Genomic DNA, 18528 nt, shown 5'->3' on the forward strand with positions numbered 1-18528 from the left:
CTGTCGTCGGTGCCGGATCAGCCGGTCGTCAGGGCCGTGTCGTCCACGACGAAGCTGGTCTGCAGCGAGGAGTCCTCCACGCCGTTGAACTTCAGCGTGACCGTCGAGCCCGCCAGCGAGGACAGGTCGAAGGACTTCTGGCTGTAGCCGGAGGCCGCGTTGACGTTCGAGTACGTCGCCAGGGTCTTCGAACCGGCGGTCACCGTCAGCTTGTCGTAGGCGGTGCTGCCGGTCTCCGCGGTGTCGATGTGCAGGTAGAAGGTCAGGGTCGCCTTGCAGCCCGCCGGGATCGTCACCGACTGGGAGACGCTGTCGGTGTGCGAGGAGCCGTACCCGTCCAGCCAGGCCTTGTAGGAGCCGCTGTGGGCCGCCTCACCGCTGTCCGTGGTGATGACGCCGCTGCTCGCGGTCCAGCCGGTGCTGCCCGACTCGAATCCGGGGTTGCTCAGCAGCTGGGTGGAGGTGCAGCCGCCGCCGGTCGCGCTGACCGTCCAGCCGAAGGTGGCCGTGCCGGTCGCGCCGGTGGAGTCCTTCACCGTGACGGTGGTGCTGGAGGAGCCCGCCGTGGTGGGCGTACCCGAGATCAGACCGGTCGAGCTGTTGATCGACAGGCCGGCCGGCAGACCGGAGGCGCTGTACGTCAGGGCACCGCCGTTGGTGCTGCTCGCCTGGATCTGCAGGCTCACCGCGGTGCCGACGGTGGCGGACTGGCTGCCCGGGTTGGTGACCGTCACCCCGCTGCTCGGCGGGTTGATGTGGCCGCCGACGTTGATGCCGGCGAACGCGTTGCCCACCCCCGCGTACTGCGTGGAGTTGGTGCCGTACAGCGCGGCGGCGGCGTTGAGGGCGGCGGTGCGGGCGCCGGCGTAGTTGGTGCTGGACGTCATGTACGTCGTCAGCGCCTTGTACCAGATCTTCAGCGCGGCGTCGCGGCCGATGCCGGTGACGGCGACGCCGTCGGAGGTCGGGCTGTTGTAGGTCACGCCGTTGATGACCTTGCTGCCGCTGCCCTCGGACAGCAGGTAGAACATGTGGTTGGCGGGGCCGGAGGAGTAGTGCACGTCCAGGTTGCCGACGCCGGAGTACCAGCTGTCCGCCGAACCGCCGTCCTTGCTCGGCTTGTCCATGTACCGCAGCGGCGAGCCGTCGCCGTTGATGTCGATCTTCTCGCCGATGAGGTAGTCGCCGACGTCCTTGGAGTTGTTCGCGTAGAACTCCACGCCGGTGCCGAAGATGTCGGAGGTCGCCTCGTTCAGGCCGCCCGACTCACCGCTGTACTCCAGGCCGGCGGTGTTGGAGGTGACGCCGTGGCTCATCTCGTGGCCGGCCACGTCCAGCGAGGTCAGGGCGTGGGTGTTGCCCGAGCCGTCGCCGTAGGTCATGCAGAAGCAGCTGTCGTCCCAGAACGCGTTGACGTAGCCGCTGCTGTAGTGGACGCGGCTGTAGGCGGCGACGCCGTCGTTGCGGATGCCGCTGCGCCCGAAGGTGTTCTTGTAGAAGTCCCAGGTCTCCTGCGCGCCGTAGGCGGCGTCGGCGCCCGCGGTCTGGGTGTTGGAGCCGGTCCCGTCGCCCCAGACGTCGTCGGCGTCGGTCATCAGGGTGCCGGTGCCGGAGGTGCCCCGGTTGAGGTTGTACGTCTTGTGGCCGCCGCGCGTGGTGTCGTTGAGCTGGTACGTCGAACCGGACAGCGTGGTGTTCAGGGTTACGGCGCCGCTGTACTGGGTGTTGCCGGTGCCGGTCTTGACCGCCTGGTACCGGTACAGCTCCTTGCCGGTGGTGGCGTCGGTGACGACGTGCAGCTGGCTGGGCGTGCCGTCGTCCTGGAAGCCGCCGACCACCGTCTCCCACGCGAGCTTCGGGGTGCCGTCGCCGGCCCAGATCACCTTGCGGGCGCTGTCGGTGGTGGGCTTCTCGGCGCGCAGGGTCTTGGCGGCCTTCAGGGCCGTGGTCGCGGCGGCGGCCTTGCTGACGGTCGCGGTGGTGGAACGCACCTTGATGGTGCGCTTGTTGTTGAAGGTGGCGCTCACCGTGCCCTTGGCCAGCGAGGCGGGCGGGGTGTGCACGACGAGGTCGCCGCCGAGGACGGGCAGTCCGGCGTACGTGCGCTCGTACCGCGTGTGCAGGGTGCCGTCGTTGTCCTTGACGACGTCCTTGACGACCAGCTTCTCCTGGGCACCGAGGCCGAGGGTGCGGGCGGTCGTGGAGGTCTGCTGCCGGGCGCTCTTGATCAGCGCCTGGTGCTGGGCCGGGCTGAGCCTGGCCTCCAGGCCGCCGGTGCGCAGCGGGCCGGGGTGGGGGGCGGCCGGTGCGGCGGTGGCCGGGACCGCCTGGAGGCCGACGGCGAGGAAGGCCGCGGTGGAGAGCAGGGCGGCTCCTACCGTGGCCCTCTTGTGGGGAAGGGGTCTGTGGGGTCTCACTCGTACTCCTCCTGCTGCGGCCGCCGGTCGGCGGCCGGTGACAGACGGGCAGACGGGTCTGCTGCCCGGGGTGAGCTGAGCTGTGCGGGCCGTGATCCGTGAACGGGTGGGGTGGATCAGCGTGCTGAGGGAGGATGACAGCATTGACCGAGCCATGTCACCTCACGGCGGGTCAATCGAGGGTTTTCCCTATCGCCCCGCACGCGTGGACCGAGGGGCGAAAAGGGCGCCCCGGGGCGTGGGTTGCGGCGGCGGAACCACGCCTCGGCCGAGGAGAGGGGCACGACCCCTGACCGGTCCGGGCGTCCTGGCACACGCCCGGCCCCCCCGGAGGGGGCGACGGCCTCGCCGACGCCGACGCCACGGCCCGATCGCGGGCCGGCTGATGTCCGCCCTGGCGCCGGGCAGCCGTCTGTGCGTCAACGACGGGGCGCGGGGCGTCGATCCGGTCTCCGAACGGGCCCAGGAGGCCTACGACGACAGCGGCGCCGTCCCGTACAACCCGCGCACGGTGGAGGAGACCACCTCCATCTTCGACGTCCCGCACCTCGTCGGCCCCGGCGTCCTACCGGCCCACCGGTGGTGCCCGGAGCCCGGCCCACCCGCCCCGAAGGACGTCGCGGAGCACGGGGGTCCCGCGCGCAAGCGGTGACCGCCCGGCATCGACGCGTTCACAGCCGCACGGTCAGCTCCACGGCCACCGTGTCGCCCACCGCCAGCCCTTCCGGCGTGCGCACCGCCTTCTTCAGCGGCAGCAGGTACGCGCCGTCCTTCGGGAAGAGGGACGTGGTGAAGCCGGTTTTGCCGATCCGGGCCGTGACGGGGACCGCGCCCCAGCCGTAGGTGGCCTGGGCGGCCACCTCGCCGATGTCCGCGGACTCCTGGCCGGGCACGGCGACGAAGTAGTACGGCGCCGGTCCCCGCCACTCGACGACCCGGCCGGCGAAGGAGAGTTCCATGCGATCCGTTCCCGTTCGGAAGGAGGGTGCGCGCCGTCGCGCAGAGCGTAGCGTGCCCCCGAACCCGCCCAGCGCGTCGGGACGTTGGGCGGGGCCCCGGCGTACCGCCGCTGACCGGCGCGTTGTTACCGTGCACCGCGTGTCTGACTCCTCACGCGATACCGCACAGGGCGCCGGCTGGGGCGCGGCCGAACCCGGCACCTACGTCCGGCTGATGCCGGACCACGTCGAGAAGCTGTCGTGGCTGAACCCGCGCGTCCTGTGGGCCGCCCGCAACGGCGTGCTGGCGTCCTGGTTCGGCGACCCGACAGGCCGTACCCGCAGCCGCTGGGTGGCGTCCCGGGCGGCAGCGGGAGCGCCCGCGGACAAGGTGATCCGCCGGGACGTACCGGAACGGTTCTCCTTCATGGTCATCGGGGACACGGGTGAGGGGGACGCCTCCCAGTACGCGGTCGTGCCCGGGTTCCTCAAGGTGGGCCGGGACACCGACTTCGCGGTCATCGCCAGCGACGTGATCTATCCCGTCGGCAGCGCCGACGACTACGGCGACAAGTTCTTCAGGCCGTACCGGGACTATCCCGCGCCGATCTACGCGGTCCCCGGCAACCACGACTGGTACGAGGACCTCGGCGCTTTCATGCGCGTCTTCTGCGCCGACCCCCCGCCGCCCGCTCCGGAGCCCCGGCCCCGCCCGCTCACCCGCGCCTGGTGGCGCTCCCTGCTGTGGCACCGGGCGCACCCCGCCGACGAGGAACGGCTCTCCGCGGCAAGGGAGTTGCGTTCGGCGCCGGGCCAGCAGGCGGCACAGCCGGGCCCGTACTGGGCGATCGACGCGGGGCCGGTGCGGATCGTCGGCATCGACACCGGCCTGCTGGGCACGGTCGACGCCGAACAGGGCGCCTGGCTGCGGGAGATATCGAAAGGGCCCCGGCCGAAGATCCTCGTCACCGGCTCGCCGCTGTACGTCGACGGGGAGCACCACCCCTGCCCCATCGAGGGCGGCGGCACGGTGGACGAGATCGTCCGGGCTCCCGAGCACCACTACGTGGCCGCGATCGGCGGCGACATCCACAACTACCAGCGCTACCCGGTCGACGTGGACGGCCGCACGATCCAGTACGTCGTCGCGGGCGGCGGCGGGGCGTTCATGCACGCCACGCACACCATCCCGCCGGTCGCGGTCGGCGGGGTCACCGAGGGCGCGTTCCGCTGCTACCCGCTGCGCGGCGACTCGCTCGCCTTCTACAGCCGCCTGTACGGCCGCAGGCTCCGGCTGCGCCGCCTCTTCACCCTCACCGAGGCGGAGGCGACGGCCGTGATCGCCGAACGGCTCGGCATCGAGCCGGCCCGCGCGCCCGGCCCGGACGTCCGGGTCACCCGCCGTGCCCGCCTGGTCGCGGGCCTCCTCGGGGCCGGCCGCCGCCCAGGCCGGACCGCCCGGTTCCGGCTGCCCGTCCGCAAGCTCTACACCCAGCTGTTCTCACCGTCCTCCGCCACCTACAGCCCGCCCTTCTTCAAGTGCTTCCTCCGGCTGGACGTCGGTCCGGACGCCGTCCGGCTGCGCTGCTTCGCCGCGACCGGCAACCGCGCGCAGGAACTCGACCCGCCGGTGGAGGACGAGGTCGTCATCCCGCTGCCCGGGACCGCGTGATCGCGGGGCCGGCCGAACTGATCACACGGTTGTCACACTCGCCTGCGAGAATCGGTGCGGAGCCGACGTACCACCGCTGGAGGAGCCCGTGCCGTCCACCCGTCGCCCGCTGCGCAAGCTGGGCTTCCTCACCATCGGCCTGTTCGACCCCGCGGACCCGGGCCGGGGTCACGAGTCCACCCTGGAGATCATCGAGCTGGGCGAGCGGCTCGGCTTCGACAGCGCCTGGGTCCGCCACCGGCACCTCCAGTACGGCATATCGTCCCCGGTCGCCGTGCTGGCCGCCGCCTCGCAGCGGACCCGCCGGATCGAGCTGGGCACCGCGGTGACACCGCTCGGCTGGGAGAACCCGCTGCGGCTCGCCGAGGACCTGGCGACGGTGGACGTATTGTCCGGCGGCCGGCTGAACCCGGGCGTCAGCGTGGGCCCGCCCCTGCACTACGACCAGGTCAGGGACGCCCTCTACCCGGACACGGCCGACGTGGAGGACTTCTCCTACGAGCGCGTGCGGCGGCTGCTGGACCTGGTGCGCGGCGAGCCCGCCACCGACTTCAGCGGAGTGGAGGGCATCGAGGTCTTCAGCGATGTCGTCCAGCCGCACTCTCCCGGGCTCGGCCGGCGGCTGTGGTACGGCGGCGGCAGCCTCGGCTCGGCGCGCTGGGCCGGCGAGCACGGCATGAACCTCCTGACGAGCAGCGTCGTCAAGGCGGAGGACCCCGGGGCGCCCCTGGACTTCGCGGAGATCCAGCTGTCCCACATCCGCGCGTTCCGCGCCCATCACCCGGACGGGGAGGCGGCGAGGGTCTCCCAGGGGCTGGTGGTCGTCCCCACCGACTCGGCGACACCGGAGCAGCGCGCCAAGTACGAGGCCTACGCCGCCGGGCGCCTGCCCCGGACGACCTCTCCGCAGGGCCCGGCGCGGCTGCTGTTCGCACCGGACCTGGTCGGCACCTCCGCGGAGCTCGCCGAACGGCTGCACGCGCACGCCGCGTTCCGCGAGGTCGACGAGGTGGCGTTCGCGCTGCCGTTCACGTTCGAGCACGAGGACTACGTGCAGATCCTGACCGACATGGCGACGCGGCTGGGCCCGGCGCTGGGGTGGCGGCCCGGCGGCTGAGTCACCAGCGGCCCGCCTCGGTGCCGGTGACCGGTGCGGAGGGCCGCCCGTCCACGCCGACCGGCACCTCACCGCGGAGCATCACCCGGTGCATCACCCGCGGCGAACCCACCTGCGCGTGATCGCTCGGCGCCAGGTGCATCGTCGCCCGGTTGTCCCAGGAAGCGACACTGCCGGGCACCCAGCCGAGGCGGACCGCTGGCCAGGCGCCCCGCCCACCGAGTCACCAGCGGCCCGCCTCCGTGCCCGTCACCGGCTCGGAACACCGCCCGTCCACCCCGACCGGCACCTCACCGCGGAGCATCACCCGGTGCATCACCCGCGGCGAACCCACCTGCGCGTGATCGCTCGGCGCCAGGTGCATCGTCGCCCGGTTGTCCCAGGAAGCGACACTGCCGGGCACCCAGCCGAGGCGGACCGCTGGCCAGGCGCCCCGCCCACCGAGTCACCAGCGGCCCGCCTCCGTGCCCGTCACCGGCTCGGAACACCGCCCGTCCACCCCGACCGGCACCTCACCGCGGAGCATCACCCGGTGCATCACCCGCGGCGAACCCACCTGCGCGTGATCGCTCGGCGCCAGGTGCATCGTCGCTCGGTTGTCCCAGAAGGCGACACTGCCGGGCTCCCAGCGGAAGCGGACCGTGTACTCGGGGCGCACGGCCTGTTCCAGCAGCATCTGAAGCAGTGCCGCGCTCTCCGGCCGGGAGACGTCCACGATCTGCTCGACGTAGTAGCCGTTCACGAACAGCACCCGCTCCCCGGTCTCCGGGTGCACCCGGACCAGCGGGTGCACGGAGGCGACCTGGTGGTCCAGCAGGTGGCGGAGGTAGGCGTCGTCGCCGGGCCGGGGCTGGTAGCCGACGCCGAGCCGGTGTTCGGCGCGCAGCCCGTCGACGAAGGCGCGGACCGGCGCGGACAGTCCGGCGTAGGCGGCTGCCAGGTTGGCCCACGTGGTGTCCCCGCCGTAGGGCGGGACGGTCTCGGCGCGCAGGATGGTCGCGGCCGGCGGGTCGACGCGGGCCCCGTGGTCGCAGTGCCAGCCGCGCAGCAGGGTGTGCCGGCGTCGGCTCAGCCACTCGTCGTGGTCCATGCCGTACCGTCCGCCCAGTTCCAGCCGGTCGGCGGTGGTCTCGATCTCGGGGAAGCCGGGCGGCGAGTGCGGTCCGCGGCGCGGGAGCACCACCGGTTCGCCGAAGCGTCGCGCGAAGGCGATGTGGCCGGCGTGGTCCAGCCGCTGGCCGCGGAAGAACACCACCTTCCAGCGCAGCACCGCGTCCCTGATGAGCGCGGTCACCGCGGCGTCCAGTGGCCCGGCGAGGTCGACTCCGGTGATCTCGGCGCCGATGTGCCCGGCGACCGGCCGCACCCGCACGCCCGTGACGTGCCCCGTTCCGTCCTCGCTCGCCCTGTCCGTCGTCATGCGCCCTCCGGTGCTCGTCCGTGTCCGCTACCGGGGAGATCGTGACACCCTCTGCCCCGGCACGGCGAACTCCCGTATCACCGTGTTCCGGAACACGGCCGTGCCGCCGGCGCTGAACAGGGCCAGGCGGTCGTCGACCAGATAGGGGAACACCTCGGCGGAGTGCACGTACCGGCCGTCGTCCACGAACATCTCGACGGACGTGCGGTCCACGAGGATCCGCAGCCGTACCCGGCCGGCGGACCGGTCGAACGGGGTGCGGCTCTCCTGCCGGGTGCCGCCGGTGTCGGGGTTGACCGTGCCGCGCCGGTTGAGGAAGGCATAGTCGCCGTACACCCCGGCGTCGATGTGCCGTACGCCGTCCGGGGAACGGCGCAACTGCACGCCCGCGCCCGTCAGTTCGGACCAGGTGATCTCGGTGCTCAGCTCGTAGGAGATGCCGGCGTGGTCGAGGGTGCGGGTGCCGTCGACCGTCAGGTCGCCGAGGCGCACGGTACGGGAGACGTAGGCGTCGAGCGCGGGGACCGGGCGGGAGGCGAGGTGGTAGCCGCCGGAGGCGCTCCTCTTCAGGGTGATCTCGCGGACGATCGAGTCGGTGCCGTTGAAGCCGTCGCCGTCGATGGTGGGGGTGGTGTGCGCGTAGGCCCAGTTGTTCAGCCAGGCGAGGGCGTGGCGGGTGGCCGGGTCGACCGTGCCGTCCGGGTTCCGCTTCTCGAAGGTGACGGCGGCGTACCAGTCCCAGCCGTGGTCGAGCCACTGCGGGCCGGCGGAGTCGGCGGTGAACGCCGTGCCGTCGAACGTACCGGTCCAGTAGGCGTAGGTGGCGGGCTGTCCGGAGCCGGTGCCGTCCGCGCTCACGCCCAGCACCCACTTCACGGCGCCGTCGTCGGCGGTGATGCGGAACAGGTCGGGGCATTCGAGGACACCGAGGCCGTCCTTGACGAAGCCGCCGGCGTACGTCCAGGACCTGAGGTCCGCCGAGTGGTAGAAGCCGACCTTGTTCCGTTCGGCGAGCGCCATCACCCAGCGGTCGTGGTCGTCGTCGCGGATCACCTTGGGGTCGCGGAAGTCGGGGACGCCCGGGTTGGCGAGCACGGGATCGGTGCCGTGGTTGGTGAACGTGCGGCCGCCGTCCGTCGAGTAGTACAGGAACTGCTCCTGGTGGTCGGTGCCGCCGCCGGGTGACATGGTGACGACGGCGACGACCGCGCCCGCGCCGAAACCGGCCGTGCCGGTGGTGTCGACCACGGCCGATCCCGACCACACGTCGCCGTTGACGGTCGTGTCCTTGGGGACGGCGATGCCCCGGTCGGTGAACGAGACGAGGTCGGTGCTGATGGCCAGCCGCCACGCGGTGCCCTCGCGGCCGTCCAGGTAGTCGGCGTTGTAGAGGTAGTAGCAGTGGTACTCGCCGTCGATCCAGACCGGGCGCTGCGGGTCGTTCTTCCACTGGTCGGGCACGGTGAAGTGGTAGTCGGCGCGGTACCTCGCGCATCCGGCCGCCGCCCCGGGCCGCGGCCTCGCCCCGGCGGGCGCCGCGGGCAGCAGCGCCGCGCCGGCTCCCGCGGCCGTGGAGGCGAACAGGGCCCTTCTGCTCAGACCACGCATCGTTCGGTGTCCCCTTCCTGACGGGTCATCGGCTCAAGGGACTGTAGACCTAACTCGTTAAAGGTCAAGTGTTCCCACGCCTTGACACCGATGTGACGCGCTTTTCATCATCGGGGGCATCACCCCTCGACTAACACGAGTTAGGCACGTTTGGATGACCGACTCGCTCTACTCCCGCCGCGCCCTGCTGCGCTACGGCGCCTACGGCGCGGGGGCCGCCGCGCTCGCCGGCACCGCCGCGAGCTGGGACCGGCTCACCGGAGCCGACATCCCGGGCCGCGACGACGGCTCGCTGGTCGTCGCCACCCTGGGGTCCGCGTTCGCCCCGGCCGGGGTCCGCGCCCTGGTCGACGGCTTCCGCCGGCTGCACCCCGGCATCAAGGTCCGGATCAACGCGGTGCAGGCCGTGGACTGGTCGGACTTCTTCGCCAAGATCCTCACGCAGATCGCTGCGGGCACCGCCCCCGACCTGGTCTACGTGGCCACCGAGGGGGTGCAGCTGTTCGCCCGCCACCTGGGGGTGCCCCTGGACCGCTGGGTGCGGCGGGACGCGGCCGAACTGCGGGAGTACTTCGCCGACGTCCACCCCTCACTGGTGGAGTCGATGATGTACGAAGGCAGCCTGTACCAGCTCCCGATCGAGTTCAACGCCGCCGACATGTACCTCAACACCCGGGTGCTGCGGCGCGCGGGCGCCGATTTCCCGGCCGGGGACTGGACACGGGACGACTTCACCGCGCTGCTGCGCCGGATGAAGAAGGCGAGCGACTCGCACTTCACGCCGTACTTCTGGACCAACCGGCTGTGGGGCGGGGTGGTTCCCTGGCTGTTCGCGAACGGCACCAACCTGCTCGCCGAGTCCAAGGCGCCGGGCGGCTCCTGGCTGTGGGACGCCTTCTACCCGGCGGACCGGCGGCAAGGCCGCGGGGGCGGCTTCCGCTGGACGACACCGCAGGCCACCGACGACCTGGTGGTGGAGGCGTACGACTACCTCGCCGCCTTGGTCCGCGACGGACTGTGCACCCGGCCCGAGGGCGGCAACGGCCAGAACCTCATCGGGGTGTTCTCCACCGGCCGGGTCGGGGTCACCCCGGCCGGCGGCTTCTGGGCGGGCGGTCTGCACCTGGCCGGGATGCGCGCCGACGGCTTCGACGTGCAGTACTTCCCGCGCCGGCACACCCAGCGCCACCAGTTCGGCGCGGCCGGCTACGCGCTGCTGCGCACCTCGAAGAAGCAGGACGCGGCCTGGGAGTTCATCAAGTACTCGGCCCGCCGCGACACCCTGAGCAAGCTCTTCACCACCAACCAGACGACCCCGGCCCGCCGTTCGATGCTGACCGAGGACCGCTACCGGGAGACCGGGCCCGCGCACTGGCGGGTCTTCTACGACACCCTCGACCGGTTCCCCGACACCGGGCCCATCCCGGCCCCGCCGCAGGTCGCCGAGGTGACCCAGGTGCTGCTGAAGCACACCGGGACGGCGCTGTCGAGCCCGGGTTCCGTCGGACCGGCGCTGCGCCGGATGCAGGACGACCTGGAGAAGGCCATGGAGCGTGACGTATGACGGACACCCGGATCTCCCCCGCGCGGCCACGGACCGCGAGCCCGGCCGCGCGCGCCGTCCGCCCGGGACCGCGTGAGCGGGGGACGCGGCTGCTGGCGGCGGTGTTCCTGGCGCCGACCGTGGTCGGGATCGTGGTCTTCACGGTCGTACCGATCGTGGGTTCGGTCGTGCTCAGCCTCTTCCACTGGAACGTGATCGATCCGCCCGGTTTCGCCGGTGCGGCCAACTACCGGGAGGCGTTCGGCGATTCCACCGTCCTGGTGTCCTTCCGCAACACCCTGGTCTTCATGGTGTTCGCGGTCGCCGCGCAGCTCCTGATCGCCCTGGCGCTCGCCCTCACGCTGAACGGCCGGATGCCCGCCTGGCTGCGGTCGGTGTTCCGGTCGGCGTTCTTCTTCCCGCTCGTGCTGTCCGCCGCGTCCATCTCGGTGGTGATGAAGTACCTGTTCAACCAGGACTTCGGCGTGGTCAACTGGCTGATCGGCCTGTTCGGCATCGCCCCCGTGCCCTGGCTGACCTCCGAGCACGGCGCGATGGCCACGGTGGTCATCGTCTACGTGTGGCAGCAGTTCGGGTTCTCGTTCCTGCTGTTCGTGGGCGGGCTGAACAACATCCCCAAGGAGATCCACGAGGCCGCCGCCCTCGACGGCGCGACCGGTCCGCGCAAGCACCTCGCCATCACGCTGCCGCTGCTCTCCCCCACCCTGCTGGTGGCCTCGGTGGTCGGCATCATCAACGCGCTCCAGGTCTTCGAGCAGCCGTACGTCCTCACCGACGGCGGCCCCGGCGACTCCACCCGCACGGTCGTGATGGTCATCTACGAGAAGGCCTTCGAGCAGCTGCGGTTCGGCGAGGCGTCCGCGGTGGGCGTGCTGCTGTTCGTGCTGATCATGGCGGTCACCGCCCTCCAGTTCCGGCTCAGCCGGCGTTTCGTCCACTACCAGTGAGCCGGGTGAGTCCCATGACCCAAGCAACCCCGACCCTCAGCCGTGCCCGGTACGCGCTCGGACCGTGGGCGCGGACCGCCGGGCTGACGGTGTGCGCGCTGCTGACCCTCGGTCCGGTCGCCTGGACCGTGTCCACCTCGCTGCGCACTCCGGCGGAGTCGTTCGACCTGCCGCCGCAGATCGTTCCCACGCATCCCGGTACCGCCGCCTACCACGGTGTGTTCGAGCAGATCGACGTGTGGCTGCTCGCGCTGAACTCGACCCTCGTGACGGCGTTGATCGCGGCCGGCCAGATGGTCACCGCGGGCCTCGCCGGTTACGCGTTCGCCCGGCTCGACTTCCGCTTCAAGAAACCGCTGTTCGCTCTGGTCCTGGCGACCATGATGGTCCCCCTGCAGGTCACGATCGTCCCGGTGTTCCTGGTGCTGAAGTCCATGGGCCTGACCGACACCCTGCTCGGTCTGATCGTCCCGGCGTTCCCGACCGCGTTCGGCACCTTCCTGATGCGCCAGTACTTCCTCGGCATGCCGAAGGACCTGGGCGAGGCGGCCATGCTGGACGGCGCCGGGCCCTGGCGGATCTTCCGGTCCGTGTACGCCCCGCTGGCCCGGCCGGGCCTCGCCATCGTCGGTGTGCTCGCCTTCAACTACCACTGGAACGAGTTCTTCCGCCCGCTGATCCTGGAGACCTCCGGCCGGAACTACACCCTGCCGCTGGGGCTGGTCTCCCTCCAGGGCAACCTCGGCACTGGTTCCGTCTCGGTGGTCCTCGCGGGTGTCGTCCTCTCCATGCTCCCCGCCGTCGCCGTGTTCGTCGTCGGCCAGCGCCCTCTCCGCGAGGGCATCACCTCCGCAGGAGTCAACCGTTGAGCCCCGCCGCTGCCGCCCCGGACCCGGACGCCCCCCGCTTCCGGGTCCGCCCGCCCGCCCACTGGATCAACGACCCCAACGGCCCCTTCCGCTGGCGTGGCCGCCACCACCTCTTCTACCAGCACAACCCGGCCGCCCCGGTGCACGCCGACGTCCACTGGGGCCATGTCTCCAGTCCGGACCTGGTCCGCTGGGAACACCATCCGATCGCCCTCGCCCCGACCCCGGGCGGCCCCGACGAGGCCGGCTGCTGGTCGGGCTGCGTGGTGGACGACGGCGGTGTGCCCACGGCGGTGTACACCGGCGTCGACCACGCCCACACCGGGCTCGGCACCATCTGCCTGGCCCGTGCGGCCGACCCGGCCGACGACCGGCTGCTGGCCTGGCGGCCCCTGCCCGTCCCGGTGGTCCCGGGGCCGCCCCCGGGGCTCGACGTGGTGATGTTCCGCGACCCGTTCGTCTTCCGGCACGCCGGCCACCGCTGGGCCCTGGTCGGAGCCGGCCACGCCGACGGCACCCCGTCGGTGCTGCTGTACGCGTGCGACGAGCTGACCGAATGGCGGTTCGCGGGTGTCCTGCTGGACGGCCACGACCCCGTCACGGCCGGCGCGTTCGGTGACAAGGCGGTCGGCTGGGAGTGCCCGCAGCTGTTCGGGACGTCCGGCGGCGACCACGTCCTGGTGGTGTCCCTGTGGGACGGCAACCCTCGGACCACCGGCTATCTGACGGGGCGGCTGGCACCGGGCGCGCGGCCCCGGTTCGTGCCCCGCGCCGGCGGCCGGCTCGACCACGGACGGGACTTCTACGCCCCGGCCGTCCTCCAGGAGCCGGGCCGGGCCCTGATGTGGGGCTGGTCCTGGGAGGCGCGGGAGGAGGCGGCGGTGCTGGCGGCCGGCTGGGCGGGCACGCTCACCGCGCCCCGGGTCGTCGACGCCGGTCCCGACGGCACCCTGCGGGTCGCACCGGCCCCGGAGCTGGACCTCCTGCGCGCCGGCGCGCCGTTCGCGACCGGACCGGGCCGGGCGGTGCCGCTTCCGCCGGCGTACGACCTGACGGTGACGGCGCACGCCGTCACCACCGTCACCCTGCTGCGGTCGGCGGACCGGGCGCTGACGCTCCGGCTGGACCCGGAGGCGGGCACCGTCGTCCTGGACCGCTCCGGGTGGCCCCGCGAGGGCGTCGGGGGATCGGAACCGGTGACGGTGCCGGTGCCGCCGGGGCCGGACCTCTCCGTGCGCGTCCTCGCCGACGGCTCGCTGCTCGAACTGTTCGTGGCGGACCGGGCGACGGTGACCGAACGGGTCTACCGCCGGCCGGGCGACGCCGCCGAACTGCTGGTCGAGGGCGACGCCGTGGTCAGCGCGTGGGAGCAGGTCCCACCGAGGCACGCCTGACGACGGGACAGGCCAGCCGCCGCACGGTGGCGGGCGGGGTCCGGCCGGTGCCGATGGCGTCGAGCAGCAGCCGGGCCGCCGCCTCGCCCATCGCCCGGTGCGGCAGTGCGACGGTGGTGAGGGCCGGGGTGAGGAAGGCGGCCATGTGCTCCTGGTCGTCGTAGCCGACCACCGACAGCTCGCCGGGCACGGCGATCCCGAGCCGGGTCGCGGCGTGCAGCACGCCCGCCGCGACCCGGTCGTTGTAGCAGAAGATCCCGGTGGGCCGGTGGTGCGCGGCGGTGTCCGCGAGCAGCCGGGTGGCTCCCTCGTGGCCGCTGGTGATCTCGCCGCCGGTGCGCACGACCCACTCCCTGGGCACGGTGATGCCCTCGGCGCGCAGCGCGTCCCGGAAGCCGCGCAGCCGTTCCACCGAGGCGATGTCGTCCTGCCCGCCGACCAGGGCCACCCTGCGGTGACCGGCCTCCAGCAGCAGACGGGCGGCGGTCCGGCCGCCGGCCCGTTCGGCGGGGATGACGGCGGGCAGCGAGTCGTCCTCGGGCAGGCAGTTGGCGAGCACGGAGTGGGTGCGGTGCAGGCCCTCGGGGACCCGGACCCGGCGCAGGGACATCGCGGCGTAGATGATGCCGTCCACGCGCCGGTCGAGGAGTTCGGCGACGGCCGCGTCCTCCTTGGCGGGGTCGCCGCCGGAGTCCACGGTGAGGACGAGGTGGTCGCTGTCCCAGGCGGTCTCCATGGCACCGCGCAGCAGCCGCCCGGCGAACGGGGACGTGGCGATCTCGTCGGTGACCAGTCCGATGACGGCGGTACGGCGGCGGCGCAGACCGCGGGCGACCGGGTCGGGCCGGTAGCCGAGCCGGGCGGCGGCCTGCCGGATGCGTTCCTGGGTGGCGGGTGAGAGGTTGCCCTCGGCACGGCCGTTGAAGACGAAGGAGACGGCGGTGTGCGAGACGCCGGCGAGCCGGGCGACGTCCCGTGAGGTGGGCCGCCCGCCGCCCACGCCGTTCCTGTCCGCGCCGCCGCCCATGCCGTCCGCCGCCCTCTTCCCGCCCGCCCGGTTGATCACCGCTCACCCTATCCGTGAGGCTGGGGACAGACACAGAGCAGACGATCGAGGGAAGGTCTCATCGTGAACGGTGTTCCGCTGTACACGCTCAACGACGGTACGACGGTCCCCGCCGTCGGCCTCGGCACCTGGCCCCTGGACGACGCGCAGGCAGAGCGGGCCGTGCGCACGGCGCTGGAGGGGGGCTACCGGCTGGTCGACACCGCGACGAACTACCGCAACGAGACCGGTGTCGGCCGGGGCGTGGCGGGCAGCGGGGTGCCCCGCGAGGAGCTGGTGGTGACGACCAAGCTGCCGGGCCGGCACCACGGGTACGAGGAGACCCTCGCGTCCTTCGAGGAGTCCCGGCGGCGGCTGGGCCTGGAGTACGTGGACCTGTATCTCATCCACTGGCCGAACCCGCGGGTGGACAAGTACGTCGAGGCGTGGAGGGCGATGATCCGGCTGCGCGAGGACGGGCTGGTCCGCTCGATCGGCGTCTCCAACTTCACGCCGGAGCACATCACCCGGCTGGAGAAGGAGACGGGGGTGCTGCCGTCGGTGAACCAGATCGAGCTGCACCCGCTGTTCCCCCAGGAGGAGCTGCGCGCCTTCCACGCGGAGAAGGGGATCGCCACCGAGAGCTGGAGCCCGCTGGGCCGGGGCAGCGATCTGCTGGACGATCCGGCGGTCGTCGGGGTCGCGCGGGCGCACGGGGTCACGCCCGCGCAGGTGCTGCTGCGCTGGCACGTACAGCTGGGCGCGCTGCCGGTCCCGAAGTCGGCGGACCCGGCACGGCAGCGCGCCAACCTGGACGTGTTCGGCTTCGAGCTGGACGAGGACCAGATGGCGGCCGTCGCCCGCCGCTCCAGGCGCCGGCTCGGCGGGGACCCGGAGACGCACGAGGAGTTCTGAGCCCACGGGGAGTCCGGGGTTACGGCTCCTCGGTCTGCTCCTCCCTGCGTTCCGCCCCGGGCGCGCTCGGCCGCCCCGGGGCGGCGAGGCTGCCGAGGATGTCCAGCAGTTCGGCGCTGCGGCTGCCGGGTTCGGCGTGGAAGACGACCAGGGTGAGTCCGTCGGTGCCGTCCACGGACAGCTTGTGGGAGTGCAGGTCGAGGTCGCCGACCTGGGGATGGCTGAGGTGGCTGACCCGGCCGCGCCGGGGACGGACCTCGTGGCGGGCCCACAGGGTGCGGAAGCGTTCACTGCGCAGGGACAGCTCGCCGACCAGGTCGCGCAGCCGGGGGTCGTCGGGGTCGGTCCCGGCCTCGGACCGCAGGGCGGCCACGCCTTCGGCGGTGAGGTCCGTCCAGTCCCGGCGCAGGGCGCGCTCGGCGGGGTCGAGGAACACGGCCCTCAGCAGGTTGACGCCGGGCGCGTAGTTCGGGGTGAGCGCGGTGGCCAGCGCGTTGGCGGCCAGGCAGTCGGTGTAGCGGTTCTGGAGGTAGGCGGGGTTGCGCGGCCAGCCGTCGATGAGCTGGAGCAGGCTCGCCGGGACCTGCTGCGCCCGCCGCCCGGGGCGCGGGCCGGGCCCCGGCCGCTCCTGGGCGAGCCCGACGAGGTGGGCGGTGGCGTCCGTGTCCAGCCGCAGCACCCGGGCGATGGCCTCCAGCACCTGCACGGAGGGGTTGCGGTCGCGGCCCTGCTCCAGCCGCAGGTAGTAGTCGGAGCTGATGCCGGCCAGCATCGCGACCTCCTCGCGGCGCAGCCCGGGCACCCGGCGCAGGCCGCCACCGGGCAGCCCAACGTCCTGGGGCCGTACCAGCGCCCGGCGGGCGCGCAGGAACTCACCGAGCGCGTTCGATCCGTCCACGCCCCCACCGTACGGCCGTCCGGGCGGCGGTGACTGTCCCTGTCACTCCCAGGATCGCGGGGACACTGCCGTGCCGCGCGGATCGGGCGGAGGGTGGATCGCGAGGCCGCCGGGAACGTCCGGTGGCCGGCACACCTGGAGAGGTATGACATGACTGCACAGCTCGGTGGCACCGTCACCCCGGCCGACGGCCTGACCCTGACCCGCGTCGGGTACGGCGCCATGCAGCTGGCCGGACCGCACGTCTTCGGCCCGCCGCGGGACCGTGACCGGGCGGTGGCGGTACTGCGCGCGGTGGTGGAGGCGGGCATCACCCACATCGACACGGCCGACTTCTACGGGCCCGTCGTCGTCAACCAGATCATCAGGGAGGCCCTGTACCCCTACCCGGACGGTCTGCGCATCGTCACCAAGGTCGGGGCCCGGCGGGGAGCCGACGGCAGCTGGATCATGTCCCGGCACCCCGAGGACCTGAAGGCGCAGGTGTACGACAACCTGCGGAACCTCGGCGTGGACTCGCTGGACGTGGTCAATCTGCGGCTCGGCGACATGGACACCCCGAACGAGGACCCGGTCGCCGACCAGTTCGGCGCCCTGGCCGAACTGCGCGAGCGCGGGCTGATCCGGCACCTGGGGCTGAGCGCCGCGTCGCTCGCCCAGCTGGACGAGGCCCGGACGATCGCGCCGGTGGTGAGCGTGCAGAACCTGTACAACCTGGCCAACCGGCAGGACGACGCGCTGCTGGAGCGCACGGCGGCGGAGAACATCGCCTTCGTCCCGTACTTCCCGCTCGGCGGGTTCACCCCGCTGCAGTCGGACGCGCTCGCGAAGGTGGCCGCCCGGCTGGAGGCGTCGCCGCAGCAGGTGGCGCTGGCCTGGCTGCTGCGCCGCTCGCCGAACATCGCACTCATCCCCGGCACCTCCTCCCCCGATCACCTGCGGGAGAACATCGCCGCGGCGGGCCTGGTGCTGCCGGACGACGCGATGGCCGAGCTGGACGGCATCGCGGGCTGACCGCGCGGGGGCGGGGTACCCGGGGCGCGTGGGGCGGAGGCGGGCGTCGTGGGAAGGAGCCGGAGGTGGCGGCACAGGACCGGTTGCGGACGTACCGCGGCAAGCGTGACTTCGGGCGGACCCGCGAGCCGTCGGGGCAGGCGGAGCGGACGCGGGGCGAGGAGCCCCGGTTCGTGGTGCAGATCCACGACGCGCGGCGGATGCACTTCGACTTCCGGCTCCAGGTCGACGGCATCCTGAGGTCCTGGTCCGTGCCCAAGGGCCCGTCCACCGACCCCGGGGACAAGCGGCTGGCGGTGCCGACCGAGGACCATCCGCTGGAGTACGAGGACTTCGAGGGCGTCATCCCGAAGGGCGAGTACGGCGGCGGCACCGTGATCGTGTGGGACCGCGGGACGTACGAGCCGCTCAGCCACGACCGGCGGGGGCGCCCGGTGGACTTCGCCGAGTCCCTGGAGCGCGGGCACGCCACCTTCCGGCTGCACGGCGCGAAGCTGCGCGGCGAGTACGCCCTCACCCGCTTCCGCGGGGGCACGGACGGGGAGGAGGCCTGGCTGCTGGTGCGCAAGGGGCCGGCGCGGCCGGACGGGCACGGCACCCCCCATCCCCGGCGGGCCCGCTCGGTGCGCAGCGGGCGCACCCTGGCCCAGGTAGCCGCCGGCCGGGAGTGACCCCGGCGGAGCCGCGCCGTCCGGAGTGACGGTGGCGGT

The 18528-nt window shown here is 72.7% G+C and carries 16 protein-coding genes and 2 pseudogenes; 10 read left to right on the forward strand and 8 right to left on the reverse strand.

All coding sequences use genetic code 11. The features are described from left to right. Positions 1–17 precede the first annotated feature (17 nt). Positions 18–2417, reverse strand: a complete 2400-nt coding sequence (locus LG395_RS20685; RefSeq protein WP_171159058.1) for a M4 family metallopeptidase — start codon at positions 2415–2417, stop codon at positions 18–20. A gap of 154 nt (positions 2418–2571) precedes the next feature. Between LG395_RS20685 and LG395_RS20690 the strand changes: the two genes are divergently transcribed. Then, a complete protein-coding gene (locus LG395_RS20690) occupies positions 2572–3069 on the forward strand; it encodes an SAM-dependent methyltransferase (protein ID WP_225810821.1) in 498 nt (165 codons plus the stop codon). Positions 3070–3088: 19 nt separating this feature from the next. On the opposite strand, the gene LG395_RS20695 is transcribed toward LG395_RS20690, so the two are convergent. Continuing rightward, a complete protein-coding gene (locus LG395_RS20695) occupies positions 3089–3376 on the reverse strand; it encodes a DUF1905 domain-containing protein (RefSeq protein ID WP_225810785.1) in 288 nt (95 codons plus the stop codon). 139 nt (positions 3377–3515) lie between these two features. On the opposite strand from LG395_RS20695, the gene LG395_RS20700 reads away from it, so the two are divergent. Both LG395_RS20700 and LG395_RS20705 read left to right on the forward strand, forming a co-directional pair. Beyond that, on the forward strand, positions 3516–5027 hold the full coding sequence (locus LG395_RS20700) for a metallophosphoesterase family protein (protein WP_225810786.1): 1512 nt from the start codon (positions 3516–3518) through the stop codon (positions 5025–5027). Between the two features lie 88 nt (positions 5028–5115). Further along, positions 5116–6144 carry an LLM class flavin-dependent oxidoreductase gene (locus LG395_RS20705; RefSeq protein WP_225810787.1) on the forward strand — a complete coding sequence of 343 codons (1029 nt, stop codon included), beginning with the start codon at positions 5116–5118 and terminating at the stop codon, positions 6142–6144. Between the two features lies 1 nt (position 6145). Here LG395_RS20705 and LG395_RS20710 read toward each other — a convergent pair. From LG395_RS20710 to LG395_RS20725, 4 genes and pseudogenes are all read right to left on the reverse strand, one after another. Beyond that, a pseudogene (locus tag LG395_RS20710) lies at positions 6146–6340 on the reverse strand (TauD/TfdA family dioxygenase); the annotation flags it as partial. 27 nt (positions 6341–6367) lie between these two features. After that, positions 6368–6562, reverse strand: a pseudogene (locus tag LG395_RS20715) (TauD/TfdA family dioxygenase); the annotation flags it as partial. 27 nt (positions 6563–6589) lie between these two features. Next, positions 6590–7564 (reverse strand): TauD/TfdA dioxygenase family protein, encoded by a 975-nt coding sequence (locus LG395_RS20720; RefSeq protein ID WP_225810788.1) that lies wholly within the window; start codon positions 7562–7564, stop codon positions 6590–6592. A 27-nt stretch (positions 7565–7591) separates the two neighbouring features. Further along, on the reverse strand, positions 7592–9172 hold the full coding sequence (locus LG395_RS20725; RefSeq protein ID WP_225810789.1) for a glycoside hydrolase family 32 protein: 1581 nt from the start codon (positions 9170–9172) through the stop codon (positions 7592–7594). A gap of 154 nt (positions 9173–9326) precedes the next feature. On the opposite strand from LG395_RS20725, the gene LG395_RS20730 reads away from it, so the two are divergent. The 4 genes from LG395_RS20730 to LG395_RS20745 are packed head-to-tail and all read left to right on the forward strand — an operon-like array spanning position 9327 to position 13946. Further along, positions 9327–10736, forward strand: a complete 1410-nt coding sequence (locus LG395_RS20730) for an ABC transporter substrate-binding protein (RefSeq protein WP_225810790.1) — start codon at positions 9327–9329, stop codon at positions 10734–10736. Beyond that, positions 10733–11683 carry a carbohydrate ABC transporter permease gene (locus tag LG395_RS20735; protein WP_225810791.1) on the forward strand — a complete coding sequence of 317 codons (951 nt, stop codon included), beginning with the start codon at positions 10733–10735 and terminating at the stop codon, positions 11681–11683. The genes LG395_RS20730 and LG395_RS20735 overlap by 4 nt, the downstream gene beginning before the upstream one ends. Positions 11684–11697: 14 nt before the next feature. Then, positions 11698–12552: a carbohydrate ABC transporter permease gene (locus tag LG395_RS20740; protein WP_171159050.1), complete on the forward strand. Its 855-nt coding sequence runs from the start codon at positions 11698–11700 to the stop codon at positions 12550–12552. Further along, the gene (locus LG395_RS20745; RefSeq protein WP_225810792.1) at positions 12549–13946 is read left to right on the forward strand and encodes a glycoside hydrolase family 32 protein; all 1398 of its coding nucleotides are present in this window, start codon (positions 12549–12551) and stop codon (positions 13944–13946) included. The genes LG395_RS20740 and LG395_RS20745 overlap by 4 nt, the downstream gene beginning before the upstream one ends. Here the strand turns inward: LG395_RS20745 and LG395_RS20750 are convergent. Then, entirely contained in the window at positions 13909–14973 is a 1065-nt protein-coding gene (locus LG395_RS20750) for a LacI family DNA-binding transcriptional regulator (protein ID WP_225810822.1), read from the reverse strand. The two genes, LG395_RS20745 and LG395_RS20750, sit on opposite strands and share 38 nt — an antisense overlap. Positions 14974–15075: 102 nt before the next feature. Between LG395_RS20750 and LG395_RS20755 the strand changes: the two genes are divergently transcribed. Then, on the forward strand, positions 15076–15906 hold the full coding sequence (locus LG395_RS20755; protein ID WP_225810793.1) for an aldo/keto reductase: 831 nt from the start codon (positions 15076–15078) through the stop codon (positions 15904–15906). A gap of 19 nt (positions 15907–15925) precedes the next feature. On the opposite strand, the gene LG395_RS20760 is transcribed toward LG395_RS20755, so the two are convergent. Beyond that, positions 15926–16804, reverse strand: coding sequence for a helix-turn-helix domain-containing protein (locus LG395_RS20760; protein ID WP_171159047.1), 879 nt, complete (start codon positions 16802–16804; stop codon positions 15926–15928). 150 nt (positions 16805–16954) lie between these two features. Between LG395_RS20760 and LG395_RS20765 the strand changes: the two genes are divergently transcribed. Further along, entirely contained in the window at positions 16955–17818 is an 864-nt protein-coding gene (locus LG395_RS20765; RefSeq protein WP_225810794.1) for an oxidoreductase, read from the forward strand. 65 nt (positions 17819–17883) lie between these two features. Next, entirely contained in the window at positions 17884–18489 is a 606-nt protein-coding gene (locus LG395_RS20770) for a DNA polymerase ligase N-terminal domain-containing protein (RefSeq protein WP_225810795.1), read from the forward strand. Positions 18490–18528: the final 39 nt, after the last annotated feature.

The organism is Streptomyces spinosus (assembly GCF_020400655.1).
Classification (GTDB): domain Bacteria; phylum Actinomycetota; class Actinomycetes; order Streptomycetales; family Streptomycetaceae; genus Streptomyces; species Streptomyces argyrophylli.

What these genes read in the sequence shown, in the direction of transcription:
- LG395_RS20720 (WP_225810788.1), bottom strand. Translation starts at nt 7,564, where the DNA reads ATGACGACGGACAGGGCGAGCGAGGACGGAACGGGGCACGTCACGGGC.
- LG395_RS20740 (WP_171159050.1), top strand. Translation starts at nt 11,698, where the DNA reads ATGACCCAAGCAACCCCGACCCTCAGCCGTGCCCGGTACGCGCTCGGA.
- LG395_RS20725 (WP_225810789.1), bottom strand. Translation starts at nt 9,172, where the DNA reads ATGCGTGGTCTGAGCAGAAGGGCCCTGTTCGCCTCCACGGCCGCGGGA.
- LG395_RS20750 (WP_225810822.1), bottom strand. Translation starts at nt 14,973, where the DNA reads ATGGGCGGCGGCGCGGACAGGAACGGCGTGGGCGGCGGGCGGCCCACC.
- LG395_RS20695 (WP_225810785.1), bottom strand. Translation starts at nt 3,376, where the DNA reads ATGGAACTCTCCTTCGCCGGCCGGGTCGTCGAGTGGCGGGGACCGGCG.
- LG395_RS20730 (WP_225810790.1), top strand. Translation starts at nt 9,327, where the DNA reads ATGACCGACTCGCTCTACTCCCGCCGCGCCCTGCTGCGCTACGGCGCC.
- LG395_RS20765 (WP_225810794.1), top strand. Translation starts at nt 16,955, where the DNA reads ATGACTGCACAGCTCGGTGGCACCGTCACCCCGGCCGACGGCCTGACC.
- LG395_RS20690 (WP_225810821.1), top strand. Translation starts at nt 2,572, where the DNA reads ATGTCACCTCACGGCGGGTCAATCGAGGGTTTTCCCTATCGCCCCGCA.
- LG395_RS20735 (WP_225810791.1), top strand. Translation starts at nt 10,733, where the DNA reads ATGACGGACACCCGGATCTCCCCCGCGCGGCCACGGACCGCGAGCCCG.